The organism is Sphingomonas sp. NIC1, from assembly GCF_001638925.1.
Taxonomy (GTDB): Bacteria; Pseudomonadota; Alphaproteobacteria; order Sphingomonadales; family Sphingomonadaceae; genus Sphingomonas; species Sphingomonas aquatilis.
In genome coordinates this window covers 15,658-37,657 of record NZ_CP015522.1, presented here as the reverse complement: position 1 = coordinate 37,657, position 22,000 = coordinate 15,658, and the positions used below count along the sequence as shown (strand labels likewise).

23 protein-coding genes and 3 pseudogenes are annotated in these 22,000 nt (G+C 64.6%); 12 read left to right on the top strand and 14 right to left on the bottom strand.

Annotated elements, in window-relative coordinates:
- Positions 1–40: 40 nt before the first annotated feature.
- The gene (locus A7E77_RS16050; protein WP_010339851.1) at positions 41–583 is read right to left on the bottom strand and encodes a MarR family winged helix-turn-helix transcriptional regulator; all 543 of its coding nucleotides are present in this window, start codon (positions 581–583) and stop codon (positions 41–43) included.
- 104 nt (positions 584–687) lie between these two features.
- On the opposite strand from A7E77_RS16050, the gene A7E77_RS16045 reads away from it, so the two are divergent.
- The 3 genes and pseudogenes from A7E77_RS16045 (at position 688) to A7E77_RS16035 (ending at position 4,863) form a co-directional block, all read left to right on the top strand.
- Complete coding sequence (locus tag A7E77_RS16045) at positions 688–1,164, top strand: YkgB family protein (protein WP_010339850.1); 477 nt, start codon at positions 688–690, stop codon at positions 1,162–1,164.
- A gap of 133 nt (positions 1,165–1,297) precedes the next feature.
- Positions 1,298–1,882 (top strand): recombinase family protein, encoded by a 585-nt coding sequence (locus tag A7E77_RS16040; protein WP_010339849.1) that lies wholly within the window; start codon positions 1,298–1,300, stop codon positions 1,880–1,882.
- 4 nt (positions 1,883–1,886) lie between these two features.
- Positions 1,887–4,863: pseudogene (locus A7E77_RS16035) on the top strand (Tn3-like element ISMpo10 family transposase).
- Between the two features lie 69 nt (positions 4,864–4,932).
- On the opposite strand, the gene A7E77_RS16030 reads toward A7E77_RS16035, so the two are convergent.
- Positions 4,933–5,793 carry a replication initiator protein A gene (locus tag A7E77_RS16030; RefSeq protein WP_063690115.1) on the bottom strand — a complete coding sequence of 287 codons (861 nt, stop codon included), beginning with the start codon at positions 5,791–5,793 and terminating at the stop codon, positions 4,933–4,935.
- A complete protein-coding gene (locus A7E77_RS18095; RefSeq protein WP_063690113.1) occupies positions 5,790–6,017 on the bottom strand; it encodes a hypothetical protein in 228 nt (75 codons plus the stop codon). Before A7E77_RS18095 ends, A7E77_RS16030 begins: the two co-directional genes overlap by 4 nt.
- Before the next feature lie 45 nt (positions 6,018–6,062).
- On the opposite strand from A7E77_RS18095, the gene A7E77_RS16020 reads away from it, so the two are divergent.
- Positions 6,063–7,496 (top strand): transposase, encoded by a 1,434-nt coding sequence (locus A7E77_RS16020; RefSeq protein WP_226341918.1) that lies wholly within the window; start codon positions 6,063–6,065, stop codon positions 7,494–7,496.
- A gap of 23 nt (positions 7,497–7,519) precedes the next feature.
- Here A7E77_RS16020 and A7E77_RS16015 read toward each other — a convergent pair whose 3' ends face one another.
- Positions 7,520–8,164, bottom strand: coding sequence for a recombinase family protein (locus tag A7E77_RS16015; protein ID WP_038069700.1), 645 nt, complete (start codon positions 8,162–8,164; stop codon positions 7,520–7,522).
- Here A7E77_RS16015 and A7E77_RS18090 point away from each other — a divergent pair.
- Entirely contained in the window at positions 8,157–8,312 is a 156-nt protein-coding gene (locus A7E77_RS18090) for a hypothetical protein (protein ID WP_192930052.1), read from the top strand. The two genes, A7E77_RS16015 and A7E77_RS18090, sit on opposite strands and share 8 nt — an antisense overlap.
- Positions 8,313–8,515: 203 nt before the next feature.
- Here the strand turns inward: A7E77_RS18090 and A7E77_RS16010 are convergent, their stop codons facing one another.
- The 9 genes and pseudogenes from A7E77_RS16010 to A7E77_RS15985 all read right to left on the bottom strand — a co-directional run bounded on the left by A7E77_RS16010 (position 8,516) and on the right by A7E77_RS15985 (position 14,001).
- The gene (locus A7E77_RS16010; protein WP_038069674.1) at positions 8,516–9,226 is read right to left on the bottom strand and encodes a VIT family protein; all 711 of its coding nucleotides are present in this window, start codon (positions 9,224–9,226) and stop codon (positions 8,516–8,518) included.
- 173 nt (positions 9,227–9,399) lie between these two features.
- Positions 9,400–10,311: a sensor histidine kinase gene (locus A7E77_RS16005; RefSeq protein ID WP_226341917.1), complete on the bottom strand. Its 912-nt coding sequence runs from the start codon at positions 10,309–10,311 to the stop codon at positions 9,400–9,402.
- The gene (locus A7E77_RS18330; protein ID WP_226341916.1) at positions 10,269–10,718 is read right to left on the bottom strand and encodes a hypothetical protein; all 450 of its coding nucleotides are present in this window, start codon (positions 10,716–10,718) and stop codon (positions 10,269–10,271) included. The genes A7E77_RS16005 and A7E77_RS18330 overlap by 43 nt, the downstream gene beginning before the upstream one ends.
- A 1-nt stretch (position 10,719) precedes the next feature.
- A complete protein-coding gene (locus tag A7E77_RS16000; RefSeq protein ID WP_063690107.1) occupies positions 10,720–11,406 on the bottom strand; it encodes a response regulator transcription factor in 687 nt (228 codons plus the stop codon).
- Positions 11,387–11,989 (bottom strand): cytochrome b/b6 domain-containing protein, encoded by a 603-nt coding sequence (locus A7E77_RS15995; RefSeq protein WP_063690178.1) that lies wholly within the window; start codon positions 11,987–11,989, stop codon positions 11,387–11,389. Before A7E77_RS15995 ends, A7E77_RS16000 begins: the two co-directional genes overlap by 20 nt.
- Positions 11,990–11,991: 2 nt before the next feature.
- Positions 11,992–12,165, bottom strand: a complete 174-nt coding sequence (locus A7E77_RS18510; RefSeq protein WP_318842613.1) for a PepSY domain-containing protein — start codon at positions 12,163–12,165, stop codon at positions 11,992–11,994.
- Positions 12,166–12,588: 423 nt separating this feature from the next.
- Complete coding sequence (locus A7E77_RS17490; RefSeq protein WP_413243600.1) at positions 12,589–13,008, bottom strand: HEAT repeat domain-containing protein; 420 nt, start codon at positions 13,006–13,008, stop codon at positions 12,589–12,591.
- Positions 12,981–13,376, bottom strand: coding sequence for a hypothetical protein (locus A7E77_RS17795; RefSeq protein ID WP_151895503.1), 396 nt, complete (start codon positions 13,374–13,376; stop codon positions 12,981–12,983). Before A7E77_RS17795 ends, A7E77_RS17490 begins: the two co-directional genes overlap by 28 nt.
- Positions 13,373–14,001: pseudogene (locus A7E77_RS15985) on the bottom strand (recombinase family protein). Before A7E77_RS15985 ends, A7E77_RS17795 begins: the two are co-directional and overlap by 4 nt.
- 94 nt (positions 14,002–14,095) lie before the next feature.
- On the opposite strand from A7E77_RS15985, the pseudogene A7E77_RS15980 reads away from it, so the two are divergent.
- The 6 genes and pseudogenes from A7E77_RS15980 to A7E77_RS15955 all read left to right on the top strand — a co-directional run bounded on the left by A7E77_RS15980 (position 14,096) and on the right by A7E77_RS15955 (position 20,744).
- Positions 14,096–16,992 (top strand): annotated as a pseudogene (locus A7E77_RS15980) (Tn3 family transposase).
- Positions 16,993–17,070: 78 nt separating this feature from the next.
- Positions 17,071–17,493 carry an acyl-ACP desaturase gene (locus A7E77_RS15975; protein WP_226341915.1) on the top strand — a complete coding sequence of 141 codons (423 nt, stop codon included), beginning with the start codon at positions 17,071–17,073 and terminating at the stop codon, positions 17,491–17,493.
- Positions 17,494–17,663: 170 nt separating this feature from the next.
- Entirely contained in the window at positions 17,664–18,041 is a 378-nt protein-coding gene (gene tnpA / locus A7E77_RS15970; RefSeq protein ID WP_063690101.1) for an IS66-like element accessory protein TnpA, read from the top strand.
- Positions 18,038–18,385, top strand: coding sequence for an IS66 family insertion sequence element accessory protein TnpB (gene tnpB / locus A7E77_RS15965; RefSeq protein WP_076711207.1), 348 nt, complete (start codon positions 18,038–18,040; stop codon positions 18,383–18,385). Before tnpA ends, tnpB begins: the two co-directional genes overlap by 4 nt.
- A gap of 110 nt (positions 18,386–18,495) precedes the next feature.
- A complete protein-coding gene (tnpC, locus tag A7E77_RS15960) occupies positions 18,496–19,929 on the top strand; it encodes an IS66 family transposase (protein WP_056439428.1) in 1,434 nt (477 codons plus the stop codon).
- A gap of 230 nt (positions 19,930–20,159) precedes the next feature.
- On the top strand, positions 20,160–20,744 hold the full coding sequence (locus tag A7E77_RS15955) for a recombinase family protein (RefSeq protein ID WP_063690098.1): 585 nt from the start codon (positions 20,160–20,162) through the stop codon (positions 20,742–20,744).
- Positions 20,745–20,840: 96 nt separating this feature from the next.
- Here the strand turns inward: A7E77_RS15955 and A7E77_RS15950 are convergent, their stop codons facing one another.
- On the bottom strand, positions 20,841–21,512 hold the full coding sequence (locus A7E77_RS15950) for a hypothetical protein (protein WP_063690095.1): 672 nt from the start codon (positions 21,510–21,512) through the stop codon (positions 20,841–20,843).
- A 184-nt stretch (positions 21,513–21,696) separates the two neighbouring features.
- Here A7E77_RS15950 and A7E77_RS15945 point away from each other — a divergent pair, with 184 nt between their 5' ends.
- Positions 21,697–21,969, top strand: a complete 273-nt coding sequence (locus A7E77_RS15945) for a nuclease-related domain-containing protein (protein ID WP_192930051.1) — start codon at positions 21,697–21,699, stop codon at positions 21,967–21,969.
- Positions 21,970–22,000 lie beyond the last annotated feature (31 nt).

Here is a 22,000-nt window from a genome sequence, read left to right as displayed (position 1 = left end):
AGAACGGGCACAGATATACGCTAAGCGTCTCTGCGCGCACTTATGGGTCGACTCTATGCGTCGACGACTCCAGCATTCCAAAGGCATCCATCGGACAGTTGTAGCATCGCCTCTCGTCGCAGAGCCGGCATATCGTCAGCGCCGAGACAGCGTCGTCAGACATCTGCGCAAGTATTGTCTCGGCAATACGTTCCAGCACGAGGCGGTCAGCATTCGAGACATGGCTAAGGATTTCGGATAAAGTCTCGTTTCTTCGTTGCAGGATCGCAGATAGGCGAGTCTCGCCTGCCTCAGTGAGCATCAGCGCTACTGCACGACGGTCCCGTAGCGCTTTGGATCGAACGGCGAACCCGGCTGCAACCAATCGATCGACAAGCCGCACCGTCCCCGCGTGGGACAAGCCTAGCACCCGTCCTAATTCGTCGATCGAAAGACCGGTCGCGTGACCGATGACGACGATCGCCGCGGTGGTTTCGCCACCGCCGGGTATCGTCGGGTCGAATGCCGCCTTCTTAATTCGATCGGTGATGCCCACTGCGAGGGCGCCGAACAGATTGACGAGCCGGTCCGAGAGTACGTTCAAAGGGTTGCCTCATTCATTGACGGCGTATAGTGTATGCGCAGCGCATATATCACGCCTGTCTAAGCATGAAGGCAGGTCATGCGCCATGATGAAAGCGAGGCACCATGTTTTCGACATTACACATAGCTGAAAAGACGACCGGCTCTCGCGGGTCTCTCGCGTTGCTGCGCTGGGCGCTGGTGGTCATCTTTCTCTGGTTCGGTTGCATGAAATTCACGAGCTATGAAGCGATGGGCATCGCGCCATTGATGAAGAACAGTCCGATCATGAGCTGGATTCCGGCCGTTTTTGGGGTGCAGGGTGGAAGCTATTTTATAGGCACCGTCGAGCTCGCGACGGCCGCTGCGCTGATTATCGGTGCTTTCAACAAGACGGCCTCCGCTCTCGGCGCGGCGATGTCATGCCTGACTTATGCCGTGACACTGACGTTTTTCCTGAGCACGCCTGGCGTCGCCGAGCCGACCGCTGGCGGGTTCCCGGCGATTTCGGCCGGAACCGGACAGTTCCTGTTGAAGGACCTGGTGCTTCTTGCGGCATCAGCGTGCCTTCTACTTGCGTCCATACGGACAGCAGACGCGTGACGGCAAACAGGTGATAGGCGACGCTCCGGACCTGCGCTTTTGCCGAACCATACCCGCCTCAGCCCATAACGATCGACAAACCCTGTCGCTTTGATAGGGTGTTCGAAAACATGCTTTCGAGGGTTTGTCGTACATGCTGGTCGGATATATGCGGGTGTCAACGACCGATGACCGCCAAACGGTCGATCTCCAGCGGGACGCGCTCGTCGCAACCGGGGTCGATCATCGGCATCTCCATACCGACAAGGCATCCGGCGCGCGCGACGACCGACCAGGCCTGAAAGCCTGCCTCGACTATCTGAACGCGGGCGACACACTGATCGTGTGGAAGCTCGACCGGCTCGGACGCTCGCTGCCGCACCTGCTGACGATCGTCACCGATCTGAAGGCGCGCGGCATCGCGTTCCGGTCGCTGACCGAGCAGATGGATACGACCACGCCGCACGGCGAATTGCTGTTCTCGCTGTTCGGTGCATTGGCACAATATGAGCGTGCGCTCACGCGCGAACGGGTGATGGCGGGACTGGCTGCTGCCAAACGCCGGGGACGCCAAGGTGGCCGCCCGCCGATGATCGACGCCGAAACGCTCGAGCGGATCACCGCCGCGCTGGATGGCGGGGCCAGCAAGGCGTCCGTCTGCCGGACCTTCAAGGTGCCGCGTTCGACCCTTCTCGGCACGCTTGCCCGGATCGGCTGGACCGCACCGGCCAAGGTCTAAGCCGATGCCGCGTCGCGCCGTCCTGTCGGACGAGCAACGCGCGGCGTTGCTCGCGCTTCCCGACGACGAAACCCTGCTCGTCCAGCACTGGACATTGAGCCGGGACGACTTGGCCATCATCGTCCGCCGGAGGCGACCGCATAACCGGCTGGGTTTCGCGATCCAGCTTTGCGCGCTGCGCTATCCTGGCCGTTTCCTGCGACCCGGTGAACTGATCCCTGATACGCCGCTCGCGTTCGTCGCAGAGCAATTGCAGGTCGGACCCGAGGTGCTGGCCGACTACGCGACGCGCGGCCCGACCCGGTACGAACAGCTCGATGCACTGCGCGATGCATTCGGCTTCATGCCGCTCAGTCGGCCGCTGCGAACGACGTTGCAGGAATGGCTCCTGCCGATCGCGCTGACGACGACCAGCGGGGCTAGGCTGGCGCGCGTGATGCTGGATGAGTGCCGGCGACGGCGCATCATTGTGCCGGGCATCAGTTCGGTCGAGCGGATGGTCGCACAGGCGTTGCTCGATGCCGAACGCCATGTCGCCGAGCATCTGACCCGAGGACTCGATGCTCGACAGCGCCGGCTGCTCGATGCGCTTCTCCTGCCCACACAGGCACGAACTTGAGCGATCTGGCCTGGGTGCGGCAGTCACCCGGCAAGCCCGGCCGAAAGACATTCGCCGCCATCATCGAGCGACTGACACTGCTTCGGGCCATCGGGATCGATCCGGATATCGCCGTAGGCGTCCATCCCGAGCGCCTCCGACGCCTGTGCCAGGAAGGCGTGCGGCTGACCGCGCAACATGTTCGGACGCTGCAAGCGACGCGGCGTCGCGCCACATTGGTGGCGACCATCCTCGAAACCATCGTTACCCTCACCGACGATGCGGTGCTGATGTTCGATCGCCTGCTTGGGCAGATGTTCCGGCGCGAACAGAACAGCGCGGACACGACACTCAAGCGCAACCGGCGCACCATCAACGGCAAAATCCGGCTGCTTGCCCAACTCGGCGCTGCCTTGCTCGCCGCCAAGATATCAGGTGGCGATATCGGCGCTGCGGTCGAGGCAGCGATCGGATGGAATGATCTCGGCCGCGAGGTCGATGAAGCCCGCAAGCTGATCCGCCCCGATTCGGTCGATCCCGTCGCGGTCGCCGCGACCAATTACCCCGTCCTCCGACAGGTCGGTCCCTCGTTCATCGCCTCGTTCACATTCGGGGCGGTGCCAGCCTGCCATGCGCTCGCGCGAGCGGTCGCGATCATGCGCGACCTTCATTTTGGTCATCTGCGCAAATTGCCTGCAGGCACGCCAGTCGGCTTCATCCGGCAAGCTTGGCGTCGGGCGATCGGCACCGGCATTCCCGATCGCAGGATCTATGAATTGTGCGTGCTGGTCGAGCTTCGCGACCGGCTTCGCGCCGGCGACATGTGGGTCGAGGGAAGCCGACGCTATCGTGCTGTCGAGCAGCAACTCATTCCTGCCCCGTATTCGCCAACATGCGCGCGGCCGGCCCCTTGCCGATACCGGCACCGGATACGGCCGATATCTGGCTGGCCGAACGACGCGCCCGCCTCGCCCGTCGATTGGCCGAGGTCGAGCGAAAGGCGGAGACGGACGCGCTGGAAGACGTGCAGCTCAGCTTGGGCAGGCTGCGGATTTCGCCCTTGAAGGCGATTACTCCCGAGGAATCCGATACCGCCCTTGCGCCGCTCTATGCGCATCTGCCCGCGATCCGCATCACCGACCTTCTTGCCGAAGTCGATCGATGGACCGGGTTCAGCCAGTGCTTCACGCATCTGCAAAGTGGCCGTGCCGCGGATGAACCACGTGCGATCCTCACGGCGGTGCTCGCCGATGCCACCAATCTGGGCCATACGCGCATGGCGGAAGCCTGCAATCTCGTGACCCAGCGCCAACTCGGTTGGCTCGCCTCGTGGCATCTGCGCGAGGAAACCTACGGTCGCGCGCTCGCCCGGCTTGTCGACGCCCAACACACCGCGCCGCTGGCCGCGCTGTTCGGGTCCGGCACCTCGTCCAGCTCAGACGGTCAGAACTTTCCGCTCGACCGCCGCGCCCAGGCAACCGGCGCAGTCAATCCGCACAAGGGGACAGAGCCGGCTGTCTCCTTTTACAGCCACGTCTCGGATCGCTACGCGCCGTTCCATTCCACAGTTATCTCCGCTTCGGCGAGCGAGGCGGCACAGGTGCTCGACGGGCTGCTCCACCACGGCGCCGATCTGCACATCGAAGAGCATCACGTCGATGGCGGGGGCGTCTCCGACCATGTGTTCGCGCTATGTCATCTGCTTGGGTTCCGGTTCGCGCCGCGTATCCCGAATATCGCCGCACGCCGTTTGCACCTGTTTAACGGCATCGAACCCGGCCCCGATATTGCGCCGCTGGTCGCGGGCCGCATCGACGAAGGTCTGATCGAGGCACACTGGGACGACGTGCTGCGACTGGGAACCTCGATCCGCACAGGCGTCGTCAGCGCCTCGATCATGCTGGAACGGCTCGGCTCCTATCCACGCGCCAACGGCCTGGCACTGGCGTTGCGCGAGATCGGTCGCGTCGAGCGTACCCTGTTCACGCTCGACTGGATCGAGCAGCCCGAACAGCGTCGCCGCGCCACCCGCGAACTCAACAAGGGAGAAGCGGAAAATGCCCTGAAACGCGCCATCTTCTTCCATCGCATCGGCCGTATCCGCGATCATGCGCTGCAAGCCCAAAGCCATCGGGCGAGCGCGCTGAACCTCGTCGCCGGTGCCATCGTCCTGTGGAACACGACCTACCTGCAAGCCGCCCGGATGCATCTCGCCAACCTCGGCCGGCCGGTCCCGCCGGACCTGCTGCAACACCTATCACCGCTCGGTTGGCAGCATATCAATCTCACCGGCGATTACCTCTGGACCGATCCCGATGCGCCATCCACCGCGCTCAGACCGCTTCGCCAGATGCGCGCCGTCGAAGGCACGGCAAAACCTTAGCGTATATCTGGGTCCGTTCTGTGTACCGACCCCTGATCGCTTGATTCGCGGTCCAAATAGTAATCCGGATCAGGCGCTCGGTAGAAGTGGTCTGGGAGTAATCTTGACGCGCCCTGCGCCGGCATTTCGCCGAGAACGGCCTTTCACGGTTGAAGTTGGTGTCTCAACCAAGTCGAACGTGAAGCCGGGGATGGTGCTGTCGTCGGCAATGCGCTTCAACTCATACCGGAAATGCTTGAGCGAGCTTTGATAGCCGAGCTGCAACCGCAGCTCTTCGAGGTCTACGTCGATCGGCCCATCCGTGCAGGCCGATCGCGCGACCTCGTAAAGCCGGCGCTCGATCGGGCCGAGCTGGAAATAGCTCGGGGCATAATCGAGTACCCTCCGGTCACGCTGGATCGCCCTGTAAAGCCAGTCGCAAAGCCGGACCTTGACGGCCTTCAGTCGCTTATCGCCGGTCCTGGTCTTGGTGTAGGTGAGCTGGGCTTCTGACAGCCACGAGAAGAAACCGGCCTGGCCCTCGCCCCCGGCCTCGATGTTCGTCTTGATCTGTGTGCCTTGGAGCCGCTCAAGCGCATCTGACAGGCGAGTGTAGGAGCGGGCCGAGCCGTTGACGCCGGTGACGCGGAAAAGATCATGTGCCGTGAAATAGAAGTCTTGGGAAACCTCCATACCGGCGTCCAGTTTCGCTACCATCAGGCTCGCGATGTATAGTAGGATCTCCTTGTCGTAGATTGTCGCCACACCCTTGGCAGTCGCGACGATCTCGATCGAAACCGTTTCGGTCTTGTAGGCGAGTGGCTTGGTCCACCTACCTTTGCTCAGCGCGAAAAAGGGGAAGGCCATCAGCGACCGCTCGCCACGAACCCCGGTCAGCAAAGGGCTGTCGAGCGCGAACAGGTCGCCCTGGCTGGATGCCGCGTCGGTCATGCGACCTGCGATCCCCAACCGCGCCGCTCGGTCGCCGAAAGCACGAAGATGGGGCGGATTATCGCCAGCGCGCCCCTGTGGAGGGTCGATAGATCGCGAAAGTTCGTGCTTTCGGCGACCGTTTGCCTCGCTGCCGCGAAGCGTTCGTGCTTTCGGCGACCGTTCACAACCAGCTCGCCCGAGTGTCTCTCAAACGATCGGGCCTGTTGAAAAATGCCGGACATGCCGGGTTGCTCCTTCGTTTCACCCCTGCCGAAAGGAGCGTCGCTATGATGGGACCAGCCTGTCGCGGTAAGCGGGAAGGGGCGTCCCGCCGCACCATAGAAGCCATGTTGCCCGCAGACCACCTGCTGCGTCGCGTCGATCGATGTCTCGACATCGGCGAGTTGAGACAGGCACTGGCCGGTCACTACAGCGCAAGGGGACGGCCATCGATCGATCCCGAACTCCTCATCCGCATGGCCTTGGTCGGCCGCATTTACGCGATCACGTCCGAACGGCGCCTGTGTGAGGAGCTGCGCTACAATCTGGCCTATCGCTGGTTCTGCCGTCTCGCGCCGGGAGACAAGGTTCCGCACCACTCGACGTTCAGCAAGAACCGGCACGGTCGTTTCCGCGATGCCGACGTGTTCCGGATCCTGTTCGAAAGCACGGTCCGACGCTGCATCAGTGAAGGACTGATTGGCGGAAAAGACGCCGCGATCGATGCATCGTTCATAGCGGCTGATGCGAGCTGGCAGCGCAAGACCGTTCCTGGCTACCTGCCGTATGTCGCCAACGCGTCGCGCGCGGTTAGGGAGTGGGTGCACGACACTGGAGATGCCGTCTTTGAAATGGCGCGCTCGAAAAGCTGCCAAGGCGTCTCTCGAACGGACCCTGCCGCGGCTTGGTCGGCGCGAACGGTGCGTGGCCGGTTCGGCTACGCCCTGAATGCGCTGGTCGACACCCCGAGTGGCGTCGCTCTCGATGTGAAGGCGACACCGGCTCGGTTCGCGGAGGAAGTTGATGCGGGGCGCGTCATGCTCGAGCGATCGGCCGATCGCTTTGATTATCGTCCCAAGCGGGTTGCGGCCGACAAAGCCTATGGCAGCGCCAACTTCCTCGGCTTCGTAAGGGATCACGGCGCAATCCCGCACATTCCGGTAATCGACCGTACGCAACAGACCAAGGGCAAGCTGCCGCGAACGGCCTTCAGCTATGATCGTGACATTGACAGCTTTACCTGTCCGACCGGAAAGCCGCTCCGACATCATGCCTTCCATCTGCCCACCGGCGTACACCGTTATGCAGCCGATGCGCGTGACTGCGAGGCGTGCGTGCTTCGGAAGAAATGCACGACGGCGCGGCGTCGTACCCTGGTTCGGCTGGACGATGAGGACGTCCGCGATCTTGCCAGAGCCGAAGTGGAAACCGGGCTCTACAAGCGGTCTATGCGGTTGCGGCGCGGGGTTGAACGGTTCTTCGCTGACGCCAAGGGTAAGCATGGCATGAGGCGGCTTCACCTGCGCGGTATCCGCGGAGCGGAAGAAGAGTTCCTGATCGGCGCGGCGGTGATGAATCTGATGGTCCTGGCGCGACCCCAGCGGCTGACGGGCAAGCCGCGCCGGGGAGTATGCGTCCCCGCAGCGCTGACGCCGGCTGCGATCTCGGCCCGGTCGATTGAACACGACGTGATCGCCTCGCCTGCTCGACGATATGCCTGATCGCTGAGGCGCGGCGTGATCTATCACGCGGCTTGCAGCCGTTCTTTGCGGTATGGCACACCGTCGAGCAGTGCCTGGCCCGGCGCCTTGGGCGTGCCGTCACCGTTCACGTACATATAGAGTGTCGTCGTCGTCATCCCGAGACGGCGCGCGACATCGGCTGCGATCGCGTTGCGATCGGACATGGCGGCCATCGCTATCGCCAGCGTTGCCTTGTCCATCTTGCGGGGTCGCCCTCCCATGCGCCCCCGCGCGCGTGCCGCGGCAAGGCCGGCCTGTGTGCGCTCGGCGATCAACTCGCGCTCGAACTCTGCAAAAGCGGCGAAGATGCCAAAGGCCAGGCGGCCGTTGGCGGTGGTGGTGTCAATCTGCGCGCCGGCGCCGGTCAGCACCTTCAACCCAATGCCGCGCTCACGCAGCGCCTCGGCGGTGATGACCAAATGCCTCAGGTCGCGTCCGAGGCGATCCAGTTTCCAGAGCACCAGTGTATTGCCGGGCTGCAATGCCTTGAGACAGGCAGTCAGGCCGGGACGTGCATCATGACGACCCGACGCGAGATCCTCATAAATGCGCGAGGCATCGACGCCTGCGGCGAGCAGCGCATCGCGCTGCGGTGCCAGCGTCTGCGATCCGTCAGCCTTGGACACCCTCACATATCCGATGAGCATCGCCACCCTGCCAGAAAAGATATCTGACACCCTGCAATGTGCTGGTGGTTTCCGCAACGGGTATTCCGACCACAAGGCAGGGGGACGAGGCAAAAACAGCAATCGCCAGAAAACCGGTCGTTTTTCTGGCGGTTGGTGTGCGCTGTGAGTGCCCCGTCGCTTCACGGCCAAAGACAGTTACGGTGGAGGCTTCGGGAAACTTCGGCAACAAATTAGCGTGGTGCCGGATACGATCAGCTTTGCGAAAGGGGGGGGCTGACCATAGGCGTGGGTGGCGATGCGTTTGCTTACTCGTTTTCGGGACGTAGCGGTGCGGACTAGTGTCGCATCGCCGCGGGCAACGAAAAGCTTTTAAACCACCGCCCCGGTGAAAGCCCCAATAAGGGCCGTCATCCCCATCGCAAGGACACCCAGTAAAACCACCCGGATCATGGCGCGCCCGATCGGGGCGCCGCCCGCCTTCGCTCCAAGCGCACCCAGCACGCCAAGCAGCACCAATGCCGTTGCTGGTACCGCATAAAGCACAGCGCTACGCGGTGCTAATGCAGCGATCACGGGTAGGATCGCGCCGGCGGCAAATGCCAAGGCCGAGGATACCGCGGCCTGCATCGGCTGCGATGCGCCGTCGTCAGCAAGGCCAAGCTCATCACGGCGATGCGCTCCCAGAGCGTCATGTGCCATCATCTGTTCGGCCACCTGAATCGCTAGCGACGGCTCGACGCCACGCCCTTCATAGATTGCGGCCAGTTCCCGCGTTTCGGTCACGGGCGAACGTTCCAACTCGGCCGATTCCCGCGCAAGGTCAGCGTTCTCGGTATCCGCCTGCGAACTGACCGAAACATATTCGCCCGCCGCCATCGCCAGTGCACCCCCGACCAATGCTGCTACCCCCGCAACAAGGACTGTGCTCGCAGTCGAGCCTGGCGCGGCTGCGACACCGACGATCAGGCTTGAAACAGAAATGATTCCGTCGTTGGCACCGAGCACCGCTGCGCGAAGCCAGCCTGTACGGTGGACGAGATGATGTTCTCCTGGCGCGTGATCGATGGCGTCGGTCGTCATTGGCTATCCTAAAGTATGTCGAACTCGGTGAGCCGCCGAGTGGGCGGGAATTGGATTGTATTTGGCTCCGGACAGCAGTGCAGGGATGATGGAGCGATGTAGCTACGCCAGGTGCGTTGCGGCACGGGCCTGACGAACAGCTGACGAAAGCGATGGCTCCCGTAATTTCAAGTCTAGACCTCGAGTCGGACGCGAAACGAAGCACCCCCGCCTGTCGCGTTTTCGACGCTGACCGTTCCACCATGCGCTTCGGTCAACCGTTGCACGATGCCAAGGCCTAGGCCCGCTCCGGTAGAGCTGCGGCGATCCTTGCGCCAGAAGCGGTCAAACACGTGCGGAAGATCGACCTCTGCAATCCCCGGCCCGTAGTCACGGACCGTCAGCTGTGGACCGGGTCCCGCGCTTACGTCGATGGGCGTGACGCCGGGCGCGTGTGACAGCGCATTGTCGATCAGGTTGCGATAGATGCGGAAGATCGCTTCCGGGTGCCCGATCGCCGCGGTGTCGCCGAAGCTCTCGAAACGTAGATCACGCTGCGCCGCGAACACCTTTGGCGCCATCGCGGCCACTACCTCTCGACCGATGTCGGCGAGATCGATGGCCACGTGACCATCGATGGCCAGCGCGTCGGCCTGGGCAAGATCGAGCATCTGTTCGACGAGGCGGGTCAGGTGCCGCGCGTCGGCTCGCAGTTCGTCCCGCTGCTTGCCTGCCGGAAGCCGGTCGAGCGATAGCTGCATGATCGACAACGGTGTGCGCAGCTCATGAGCGGCGTTGGCAGTGAACTCCCGCAGGGTCGCCATCGCTGCATCGAGCCGGCCGAGCGCCCGATTGACGGCGCTGACGAGCGTATTGACCTCTCGAGGCTCACTCGGCTCCGAAAGGCGAAGCAGGGTGTTGTCGGGTTCCAGCGCGTCCACCTCTCGCTCGGCATTGCGAAGGGGTTGGAGCACGCGGCGGACGGCGAAGACGTTGAACAGCAACAGCAACAGCGACAGCGGGATCAGCGGCAACATCACGTGCTGAATGATCTCGTTCACGATCACCGGCACATAGGGGCGGATGCCGTCGCCTTCGAACTGCATCGCCAGCCAACGCCGCTCGCTGCCGCGGTCGATCGCGCGGACGCCCGATATCCGATAGCCGCGGGGGTATGTTCGCGTCGCGTCCAGTCGACCAGGGTCGACGCACCGTCGATCCCGGTCTGACCCACCCGCCGGAGCTCGGGTGATCCCGGTTCGACATATCGCGCGGACCAGGATTCGGCCCCCGGCGGTCCGGTTAGCAGGTCGGGCGACAGCACGCCGCCTGCCTGAGCCTTCGTCGCTTCAAGCGTCAGCAATTCCTGCGCAAGCGATTCGGGCTGGCGACTGTAGGTGAACACGACGATCCCGACGTCGAGTGCTGCGAACAGCAGCGTGAACGCCGCCAGACGCGCCGCAATCTGTCGGAACAGCGTAGGGGACCGTCGCCTTGGCCGAACTGCGTCCATCTTATTCACCAGATACGCTCGGCGCGAACAGCGCATAGCCGACGCCGTGCACGGTGCGGACCTGCACGTCCGCCCCGACGGCGGTCAGGCGCTTGCGCAGCCGCGATACTGCCGCTTCCAACGCATTGGGCGTTACCTCGGCGTCCATAGCATATAGCGTATTCTCAAGCGCCGGCTTGGCGACGACGTGTCCGGCGCGGCGGAGCAGAACTTCGAGCAGGTTGATTTCACGCGGCGTCGCGTCGATCGCGACGCCGCCCACCTCGGCCGACCGTGAGGCACAATCGAGCACGACGTTGCCCGCGGCGAGCCGGGTGCCGAGCGACGCCCCGGGTCGTCGCAGCAGGGCACGACACCGCGCCGCGAGCTCGGGAATCTGGAACGGCTTCACCAGATAGTCGTCGGCGCCCGCGTCGAGTCCGGTGACGCGATCGTCGAGGCCACCTCGCGCGGTCAGGACAAGGATCGGCGTCGCATTCTTGTCCCGGCGGGAACGGCGGACGATGTCCAAGCCGTCTCCATCGGGTAAGCCAAGGTCGACCAGTAGCAGGTCATATGTCGCCACCTTCATCGCCAGCTCGGCGTCCTCGACGGTCTCGACCCAATCGACCGCGAAACCCTGCGGGATTAGGCCGTCCCGAACCAGGCTGCCAAGCCGGGCGTTGTCTTCAATCAGCAGCAGGCGCATGGTCGATGTCGGTCCCCGTTGGTGCACGTTTGTAGCCAGTGACCATCGCCAGCGGCAGGTTTTCCCGGTGCCGCACGCTCTCGACGATCGCACCGATGACATGCAGGGCTACCGCGCCGATCAGAACATTGGCGGCGGTTTCGTGCAACGTCTCGACCCAGCCCACACCCCAGAATTGGTCGAGCCCCATCATCCATCCGCTGGTCCCCACCGTCGCCAGCAGGACAAGGAGGACGACGATCATTGCGCCCCCGGCCGGGTTGTGCCCGATGTAGCGCGGCTCGCGCCGGGCAGCCATCGCGCGAAAATAGCGCAGCAACACGAACGGGCCTGGCACGAAGCTGGCGAACCGCGCGTGACGCCGGCCGATAACACCCCAGATCAGCCGGATCGCCAGCGCCGTGACGACAACGTAGCCGACATAGATATGCGGTGTCTCCTCGTGCCGAAGAAATGTCAGGTTGGCGATGACGCCTCCCGCCACGGTCCAGTGGAAGATGCGGACGATCGGGTCCCAGACCTTGACCCTGTCGCGGCTGCGGGCAGGGTCTCGGGATGAGGCCGCTGGAGCGAAGTGTTCCATCGTTAGTCGACGTTGTTCTGAACGATGGCGCCGTTCACCGGATTAAAATAGACCTCGGCGCGCTTGCCGTCCTTCGTGTGGGCGTAGATCTCGTAGCAGCTGCCGGACACCTGGAACACCTTGACGTCGCGATAGCCCATCCTGGCGACGCGGCCTTTCATCTGTGCCGGTGTCATCCATTTGGCCTGGGGTGCCTTGGTGCAGACGGGGACGCCATCGCCATCGGCGCAGCTGCGACGGCGACGAGAAAGGCTGCGACCTTCAAGGGTGCAAAACGGGTCATCGAACGAACTCCTGTCAGAGGCGGGATAGCCTTGATGACGGGGAGATCGCAGGAGCGCCTGACCGGAACCTGACAGCGCAGCGAGTTTTTTCCCACGTCTTGAGAATACGTTTTCTGTCAGCTCGTCAGGTCGCCGTCAGGACCTCGGTCGATAGCAACGCAGCCGCACTTCCGGCGGCAATGGAGATCCGACCATGATGAAGTCCCTGATGGGGTCGGCTCCGGCTGAGGGCGAAATGACACTCTAAGCCGAAAGAGCATGGTTGGAGAAAGTGCGAAGCCGTTTCACGCGATGCATGCCTGATTGCAGCAGCGGTTATGAACTATCGGTCTTCCTGTCGCCGCCCCATCGCTGAAGCCGCTGAAGTGAACCAAGCAGCTCGTCAGTTGCTCGATCCCCGCTTTCGTTTATGCCCAAGAGCTTTGCTGCCGCTTCGCGTGCAAAAACGTCATCTGGATCATCGTGGAGCATGGTTTTGAGGAAACCCAACGCACGTCGATCGCGGCGACGACCAAGACCAATGATTGCCTCATAGCGAACGTCAGGATCAGCGTCGCAGAGTTGATTCTTTAGCGCGTGTCGGATGGCATCTGAGTCAGCGTCGCTTTGCTGACCAATCCCGAAAGTTGCCCAATTTCGCACCTCGGGATCGCGATCTGTCATCAACGATAGCAGAGTGGTCTGCGCTTCGACGCTATCAACAGCTCCTAATGCAAACGCGACTGCATACCGGATGTTGTCCCAGCTGTGGTGCGCAAAGGGGATGATGTACGGGCAGCACGTGACCGATCTATATGATGAAGTGCAAAGATGGCATCAAACACCACCTGCTGGTCATCATCCGCGAGCAGGCGGAGGACGGCCGCAAAGCACTGATCAGGAAATGTACGATCTGGAATGCCGATCTGCCCGAGAATGTCGGCAGCCCGTCCGCGTTCTTTAGGATCACGTGAGCAGGCCAGGGCAAGTGCCCGGTCCAGCACATCCTTCGATCCGCGCCAATGTAGTGCAGCCACAGCGTCCCATGCTGCATCATTGTCACCTTCAAATGCAGCATTGAATAGCTCGGGTATGGAGCGATTATCGTCTGCCGGGCTGGTCATGCTATTACCTCGATCTCGGGAGACCTGTCCGCCTTCGACCGCCCAACGATCGCGGTGACGGTGTTCTTGCTGAGGCCGAGGTCGCGCGCGATCCAGCGATAGCTGCGCCCCTCGGCGACGAGCGCCAGCACCCTGGGGCGAGCCGGTCGGACTTGGGGCGGTCGCCGGTCTGCCGCCCGAGCTTGCGGCCGCGCGCGCGAGCTGCGGCGAGGCCGGAGCGAACCCGTTCGCTCAGCATGTCGCGCTCGAACTGCGCGATGCCGGCAAGCATCGTCGCCATCATCCGCCCGTGCGGGGTGTCGACCTCGAACGTCATGCCGCTCATGGCGACGACCGACACCCGCCAACCCGACAGCCGGTTGAGCGTATCGAGCAGGTCCTGCGTCGAGCGCCCCCAGCGGCTGAGTTCGGTGACGAGGATCGCATCGATGTGCCGCGCCTGCGCCAGCTTCATCACCTCAGTGCGCGCCGAGCGGTTGGCCTTCATGCCCGAGGCAGTTTCGCGAAACACCTCGACCACCTCATAACCGCCGCGTTCGGCGAAACCGGCAAGGTCGCGCAACTGCCGCTCGCACGACTGGTCGGCGGTCGAGACCCGGGCGTAGATGGCAGCGCGTTGTCCCAATTGAACCTTCCCGAAATCCGGCCCCGAAAACCCTTGATTTGCGTGGAGTCAGTGTTGTCCAAAACAGACTTCTGTTCAATCGGGACACTGTGCCATGCCGCGCCGCCATATCCTGAGCGCCCGGCAGCGGTCGGTGCTGCTCGACCTGCCGACCGACGAGGCATCGCTGCTGCGGCACTACATCCTGGCCGACGACGACCTGGTCCATATCGACCGGCGACGCCGGCCGGAGAACAGGATCGGCTTCGCGCTGCAACTGTGTGCGCTGCGTTATCCCGGCCGGATGTTGGTACCGGGTGAGGTCATCCCGCTGGCGGTGTCGGCCTTCCTCGGCGCCCAGCTCGGCATCACCGGCGACACGCTCGCCCGCTATGCCGTCCGCCGACAGACCCGCCAGCAGCACATGGAGGTGTTGCGACGGACCTACGGCTACAGATCGTTCCCCGGTCAGGGCGCACCGGCACGCGCGTTTCGCGACTGGCTGCTTGGCCAAGCCGAACAGGCGCGCTCGAATGACGATCTCGCCCGGCGCTTCATCGCCCGCTGCCGCGACACCATGACCATCCTGCCGGCGATCACCACCATCGAGCGACTGTGCGCCGACGCGCTGGTCGCGACCGAGCGCAATATCGAGAAGCGGATTGCCGCGCGCCTCGATCGCGTCGCCTGCACCCGGCTCGATCGGTTGACGACCGAGATGCTGCCAGGCGCGATCAGCCGCTTCATCTGGCTGCGCCGGATCGAGCCGGGCAACAATTCCGCCGCGGCGAACCGGCTGCTCGACCGGTTGGAGTTTCTCCGCGCGATGAACCTCGGCGCTGACCTGCTCGCTGGCGTCCCGCCGCACCGCGTCGCCCGGCTGCGCCGGCAGGGCGAACGCTATTTCGCCGATGGCCTGCGCGATCTGAACGCCGACCGGCGCCGCGCCATCCTCGCGGTCTGCGTCGTCGAATGGGCTGCCGCGACCGCCGATGCGGTGATCGAGACGCATGACCGCATCGTCGGCCGAACCTGGCGCGAGGCGAAGCAACTCCACGATGCCCGCACCGCGGAAACCAGAAGCGCGGTCACCGCGACGCTGGACGGGTTCGCCGCGATCGGCCGGTCGTTGCTGGACGCACATGGTTATGGTGCGTCGCTGGAGGATGCGGTCGCGCGCGTGGCGGGCTGGGACCGGCTCGACTACCTTGTCGCGACAGCCACGACGCTGACCGACACGCTGAGCGACGATCCGCTGGCGCATGTCGATCAGGGATATCACCGCTTCCGCCGCTATGCGCCGCGCATGCTACGCTGCCTTGACCTCGCAGCCGCACCGGTCGCCCGCCCCCTGCTCGACGCGGTGAAGGCCATCGCCGCCAAAGGCGAACTGCCGGTGACCGACGATTTCCTGCGCCCGCATTCCAAGTGGCGGCGTCAGTTGCGGGTGAAGGGCAGTGACGATGCGCGTCTCCGCGAGGTCGCGGTGATGTTCCACCTGCGCGACGCGCTGCGCTCAGGCGACATCTGGCTCGACCGCTCGCATCGCTACGGCGACCTGCGCCATGTCCTCGTGCCCATGGCGGTCGCACGCAGCATGAAGCTGGCGGTCCCGCCCGACCCGCATGTCTGGCTGGCCGACCGCAAGGCGCGGCTTGCCGATGCCCTCGCCCGCCTCGGTCGCGCCGCGCGCAACGGCACAATCCCCCACGGCGGCATCGAGGACGGGATGCTGCGCATCGACCGTCTTACCGCCGATCCGCCGGACGGGATCGATGAACTGGTGCTCGATCTGTACCGTCGCCTGCCGCCTGTCCGCATCACCGACCTGCTGCTCGAAGTCGATGCCGCGCTCGGCTTCACCGATGCCTTCACCCATCTGCGCACCGGCATACCGTGCAGCGACCGGATCGGCCTGCTCAACGTTTTGCTCGCAGAGGGGCTGAACCTCGGCCTGCGCAAGATGGCCGAGGCGTGCAACACCCATGATTACTGGCAGCTCTCCCGCCTCGCGCGCTGGCATGTCGAGAGCGAGGCGATCGACCAGGCGCTGGCGACCGTGGTCGCCGCGCAGGGCGACCTGCCGATGGCGCGGGTGTGGGTATGGGCACCACCGCGTCGGCCGACGGCCAGTTCTACCCCGCTGCGCGGCAGGGCGAGGCGATGAACACGGTCAATGCCCGCTACGGCAACGACCCCGGCATCAAGGCCTATACCCATGTCAACGACCGCTTCGCGCCGTTCGCATCACAGCCTATCCCCGCGACCGTCAGCGAGGCACCCTATCTGCTCGACGGGCTGACGATGAACGAGGCCGGGCGGCGGATCGAGGAGCAGTACGCCGACACCGGCGGGTTCACCGACCATCTGTTCGGGATCAGCGCGATGCTCGGCTATCGCCTCGTACTTCGCATCCGCGACCTGCCGTCCAAGCGGCTGTACGTCTTCGACCCTGCCGCCACGCCGACTGAACTGCGCCCGCTGGTGGGCGGCAAGGCGCGCGAGGCGCTGGTCGTCGCCAACTGGCCCGACCTGTTCCGCTGTGCCGCCACCATGAGTGCCGGGCAGGTCGCGCCGAGCCGCATCCTGCGCAAGCTCGCCGCCTATCCGCGCCAGAATGACCTGGCCACAGCCCTGCGCGAGGTGGGTCGGATCGAGCGCACGCTGTTCATCATCGAATGGATTCTCGACACCGGGATGCAGCGCCGCGCGCAGGTCGGACTCAACAAGGGCGAGGCGCATCATGCGCTGAAAAACGCCCTGCGCATCGGCCGCCAGGGCGAAATCCGTGACCGCACCACCGAGGGCCAGCACTACCGGATCGCCGGCCTCAACCTGCTCACCGCCATCATCGTCTACTGGAACACCCTGCATCTTGGTCATGCTGTCGAGGCACGGCGACGCGAAGGGCTGGAGACGCCGGACCATCTTCTCGCCCACGTCTCTCCGCTCGGATGGGCGCACATCCTCCTCACCGGCGAATACCTCTGGCCGAAAGACGCCGACGCTTAGGGTGTCATTTCGCCCTCAGCCGGAACCGACCCCCTGATCGTCGCTGCCGCCGGTGCCGCGACCATTTTCGCCGTCAGCGTGACCGCCGCGCCGTCGGCGCCGACCCGCCCGCTAGCCGCCAGCACGCGGGCGAACCTCGAAGCCGCGATGCACGGGGAGGCTTATGCCAACCTGAAGTATCTGCGGTACGCCGACCAGGCGCAGGCGGCGGGAAAGCCCGAACTCGCCAAGCTCTTCCGCGCATCGGCCAACGTCGAGGCCAACGAGCACTTCGATCGTGAAGCGCAGGCGCTGCGGCTCGGCAGCAGCAACAATGTGAACCTCGAAGATGCCATGAAGGGCGAGCACTACGAGAATGTCACGATGTACGTGAATTTCGCCAAGGAGGCGGAAGCGGCCGGCGACAAGAAGGTGGCGCAGATGTTCCGCCAGATCGCGGTCGACGAAGGCACGCATTACGCGGCTTACAAGGCTGCCCTGGCAAAGCTCCCCCGTCGCTAAGCCAGCTGCAGGCGCCGGCCCGGCCATCCCCCCGGCGGGCCGGCGCATCAAATCGGGATCGTTCGATAGGTTTTTAACACACGCCGTAAGCGTCCGGTCTTCTCCACCTTGCTGACGAGGTGATGCGCAAGCCACAGGTGCGGCACTGTGGCAGACACCGGTGCGGCATCATGGCGACGCGAATTATCGAGATGGTTGGGCCTGAACCGCGCCGGCGGTTCAGCGAAGATGACAAGGCGCGGATCGTGTCGGAGGCGATGATGCCGGGTGCCAGCGTGTTGGAGGTGGCGCGGCGACACCGGGTGTGCACGTCGCTGGTGTATCGCTGGCGACGCACGCTGCTGCGCGATGGGGTGGCGAGCGAAGCATTGCCGTTGCCGGGGCCGGCATTCATTCCGGTCGAGGTGGCGGGCGCGCCCATCGTGCCGCATTCGGAGCCGCTCGGACCGGGTGCGGTGGAAGTGGTCGGCCCGGCCGGGCAACGCATCCGCCTGGCACCTCCCATCGACGCGCGGGTGCTCAAGACCGTGCTGGCGGGGTTTGCTTGATCGGGCCGCCGGGCGGTGTCCGGGTGTATCTGGCGGCCGGGGTCACGGACATGCGCAAGGGCTTCGACGGGCTGGCCGCGCTGGTACAGCAGCGGCTGCGCCAGGATCCGTTTGGCGGTGCGGTGTACGCCTTCCGGGGCAAGCGTGGCGATCTGGTCAAGCTGCTGTGGTGGGATGGTCAGGGTCTCGTGCTCCATGCCAAGCGTCTGGAGCGGGGCCGGTTCACCTGGCCGGCGACCGCGGACGGCGTCGCGGTGCTGACCCCGGCGCAGCTGTCGATGCTGCTCGAAGGGGTGGACTGGCGGCATCCGATCCGGTCCTCGCAGCCGACCTTGGCCTGGTAAAAAGTAGGTTTCCTGCGGCTTTCGCGTGTATCGGCACGGGGGTTCTGGTATAAGCGGGCGTGTCGCCCGATGCCGCCTCGCTGCCCGACGATATCGCCCTTCTGAAGGCCATGCTCATTGCTGCCGGCGCCGAGCTGGAGCAGTTGCGGATGCAGGTCGCGCGGCTGCGGCGCATGGCCTTCGGCCGTTCGTCGGAGAAGCTGACGCACCAGGCTGACCAGCTGGAGCTCGGGCTGGAAGAGCGCGAGGCGGAAGCCGCCACTGCGGCGATGCCGGTGGTCACCCGGACACGGGAGACCGCCAGGCCATATCGCCAACCGCTGCCCGACCATCTGCCCCGCACCGAGGTCGTGCATGAGGCACTGTGCGTCTGCCCCGACTGCGGTGGTGCCATGCGGCGCATGGGCGAGGACGTTACGGAACAGCTCGACTATGTGCCCGCCTCGTTCCGGGTCGTGCGCCACGTCCGGCCGCGGCTCAGCTGCCGGTCATGCGAGCGCATAGTGCAGGCGCCGTTGCCGTCCATGCCCATCGAGCGCGGTCGACCCGGTGCGGGGCTGCTCGCCCATGTGCTGGTGTCCAAATACGCCGACCATCTGCCGCTCTACCGCCAGTCGGGCATCTATGCTCGCCAGGGCGTCGACCTTGCCCGCTCCACCCTGGCCGACTGGGTCGGGCGCTCGGCCGCGCTCCTCGGCCCCTTGGTCGACGCGCTCGAGCGCCACGTCATGGGCGGCGCGACCCTCCATGCCGACGACACGCCGGTGCCGGTACTGGCCCCTGGCGCCGGTCGCACCAGGACGGGCAGGCTGTGGACCTATGTACGCGACGAGCGCGGGGCTGGCGGCGAGGCTCCGCCCGCCGTGCTGTTCCACTACGCGCCCGACCGCAAGGGCGAACGACCCGCCGGACATCTTGCCCGGTTCCGGGGCGATCTGCACGCCGATGGCTATGCCGGGTTCGACCGCCTCTATGGCGACCGCATCGCAGAGGTGGCCTGCTGGGCGCATGTCAGGCGCAAGTTCTTCGACGTCCACGCCGCAACCGGCTCCGCCACGGCCCGCGAGGCACTGGACCATATCGCCGGCCTCTATGCCGTCGAACAGGATGTGCGTGGTCGGCCCCCGGACGAGCGACGGCACGCGCGCCAGGCCAGGGCCGGACCGCTGCTCGATGCATTCCGTCAGTGGCTCGATGCAACGGGACCGAAACTGTCCCGGCGCTCCGACCTTGCGGTCGCTATCCGCTATGCGCTCACCCGCTGGACGGCGCTGACCCGCTATGCCGACGATGGTCGCCTGGAGATCGACAACAATGCCGCCGAGCGCTCGCTGCGCGGTATCGCCGTCGGGCGCAAAAACTGGCTATTCGCGGGCTCCGACCAGGGCGGGCACCGCGCCGCCAGCATCTACAGCCTGGTGGAAACCGCCAGGCTCAACGGCGTCGACCCCGAGGCCTGGCTGGCCGACACCATCAGACGCATCGCAGACCATCCGGCCCGCCGGGTCGCTGAACTGCTGCCGTGGAACTACCGGCCCGTTTGAGGTGACGCCGTCACCGGACGCTTACCACACGCCCGCCGAATGGGGCCTGAAAAAGCGCTCAGTGCCCTAATCGCGCAACATCAATTCGAACGCGAGATTTTCAACAGCCACGATCGATTTTGATACGCGACCATGTGAGAACGTCTAGCAAGGCCGGACGATTTATCAAAACACTTTCTCGATTGCCTAGCCCCGTGGTAGACGCGAGAGATGAGTTTTGAGAAGGCCTCATGCTGATCGGCTACGCCCGGGTATCGACGCCCGAACAGGATCTGACGCCTCAGCTCGACGCGTTGCGCAATGCCGGTTGCGAGCGGACCTTTTCCGACAAGGCAAGTGGCGCCAAGGCAAATCGTGCTGGTCTAGCGGAAGCGTTGTCGCACGCTCGCTCCGGCGACGTGCTGGTGGTCTGGAAGCTCGACCGGCTCGGCCGAACGATGAAGGGACTTGTCGACCTAGCTGCCGAGCTGGCCGGACGCGGTATCGGCCTTCGCTCGATCACTGACGGGATCGACAGCGCAGGAACAGCCGGCAAGCTCGTCTTCCACATCCTGGCAGCGATGGCGGAGATGGAGCGCGACCTGAACCGTGAGCGCACCACCGCGGCGCTGATTGTGGCCCGGCGTGAGGGAAGGGTCGGCGGCCGAAAGACAGTGATGACCCCCAAACGGCTTGAAGCGGCGCGCAAGCTCCTTGCCTCCGGAATGACCATTCGCGAAATCGCGCCAACGATCGGCGTCTCGGTCCCTACGCTGTATCGCCACCTCCCGGCGCCGGAGCAGGAAGCCATAAGCGCAGATATCCCGGCCGACTGATGCATCCCCGCTTCGCTGCGTTGGAGGCCCGCTTAGTCGGACCGCGCCGTTAACAAAGTGGCTCGTCGGGCATCGCCGCCCGGCAGTAAGGCCGCGTCAGGCCGGTAGCCGGTTCTTTTCCTTCCGCCGGGCTTGCTCGATCTTCCTCAAGGCTTTGAGCTCCAGCATGGCTCGATCGCATCGGCCGCGCGAGGCGAGCAGCAGTCGGGCGTACAGGTCGAGGCGTGCGAGGCGGTTCTCAGACGGCGTACCGGAAGCAGCAACGGGCAGCTGGTTGATGCCCTGCAGTCCGGGGTGCCCGGCACAAAAGGTAGCGGTGAGACCGGCCGCTTGGATGGCGACGAGCGCGCACGGACCTAGCGCCACCAGCGTGTCCTCGCTCGAGAGCTGCGCGCGCAATCGGGCGACGTTGGCGTCCTGCCTGATCTGACGCTTCGTCGGCAGCGGGCGCGGCTTGCGCATGATGACGTCGACGGAGTTCACGATCCGGTAGTCGAGCTTCGATGCCGACGGGAAGCTCGTCGGATCTATGGACTGCAACGTGGCGAGCACGATGTCGAGCGCATCGCCCGTAGGTCCTGCCGCTGGCCGCCAGGCGACCCGCTCATGCTCGCCAGGGGCGGCAAGCACAAGAGTGGTCTGAATGTCGGTTCGGCCTGGCTGGTAGGCTGGCGAGAGTACGGCGCGGGCGTCCCTGTCGTTCTGCATCTCCGGGGTTTTGTGCGCGTCGAGGCGGGGGTCACCCGTCGGTTCATCGTCAGCTCTCATGCGGCGTGAGTGATGGCGCGTCGGCGGTCACCTGTCACGCGACGACATTCGACGTCTCGCGCCTCAGGCGGTGGCCCTGACAATTTTCCGTTCGCCGCATCGGTTTCAGTGCTGGACGCTCTTGTGCCCGTGCCAGGCTTGGTGAACTCTGCGAAGCTCAACGGCCGACCTGGGGAAATGGGTCTTGAAAATACTGAACTGCGGCTCCGGCATTCACGCCCGCGAGGTAGCCGGCGTGTCGCTGCTCGCCGGGCTGCCGAACCACTGGTACGCCTACACTAATCTGGACCTCGCCATTGGACCCGGCTCCAGTCGAGAGATCGACGTCATCATTGTCGCCGAGGATCGCATCCTCGTGGTCGATCTGAAGGACTGGAGGGGCCGATCGAGAGCAGGGACGGCCACTGGTTTAATGACGGGCATGACAACGGCCGTTCGCCTGTCCGCAAGATCCTGAAGAACGCGCACGAGGTGTTCCTTCAGCTTCA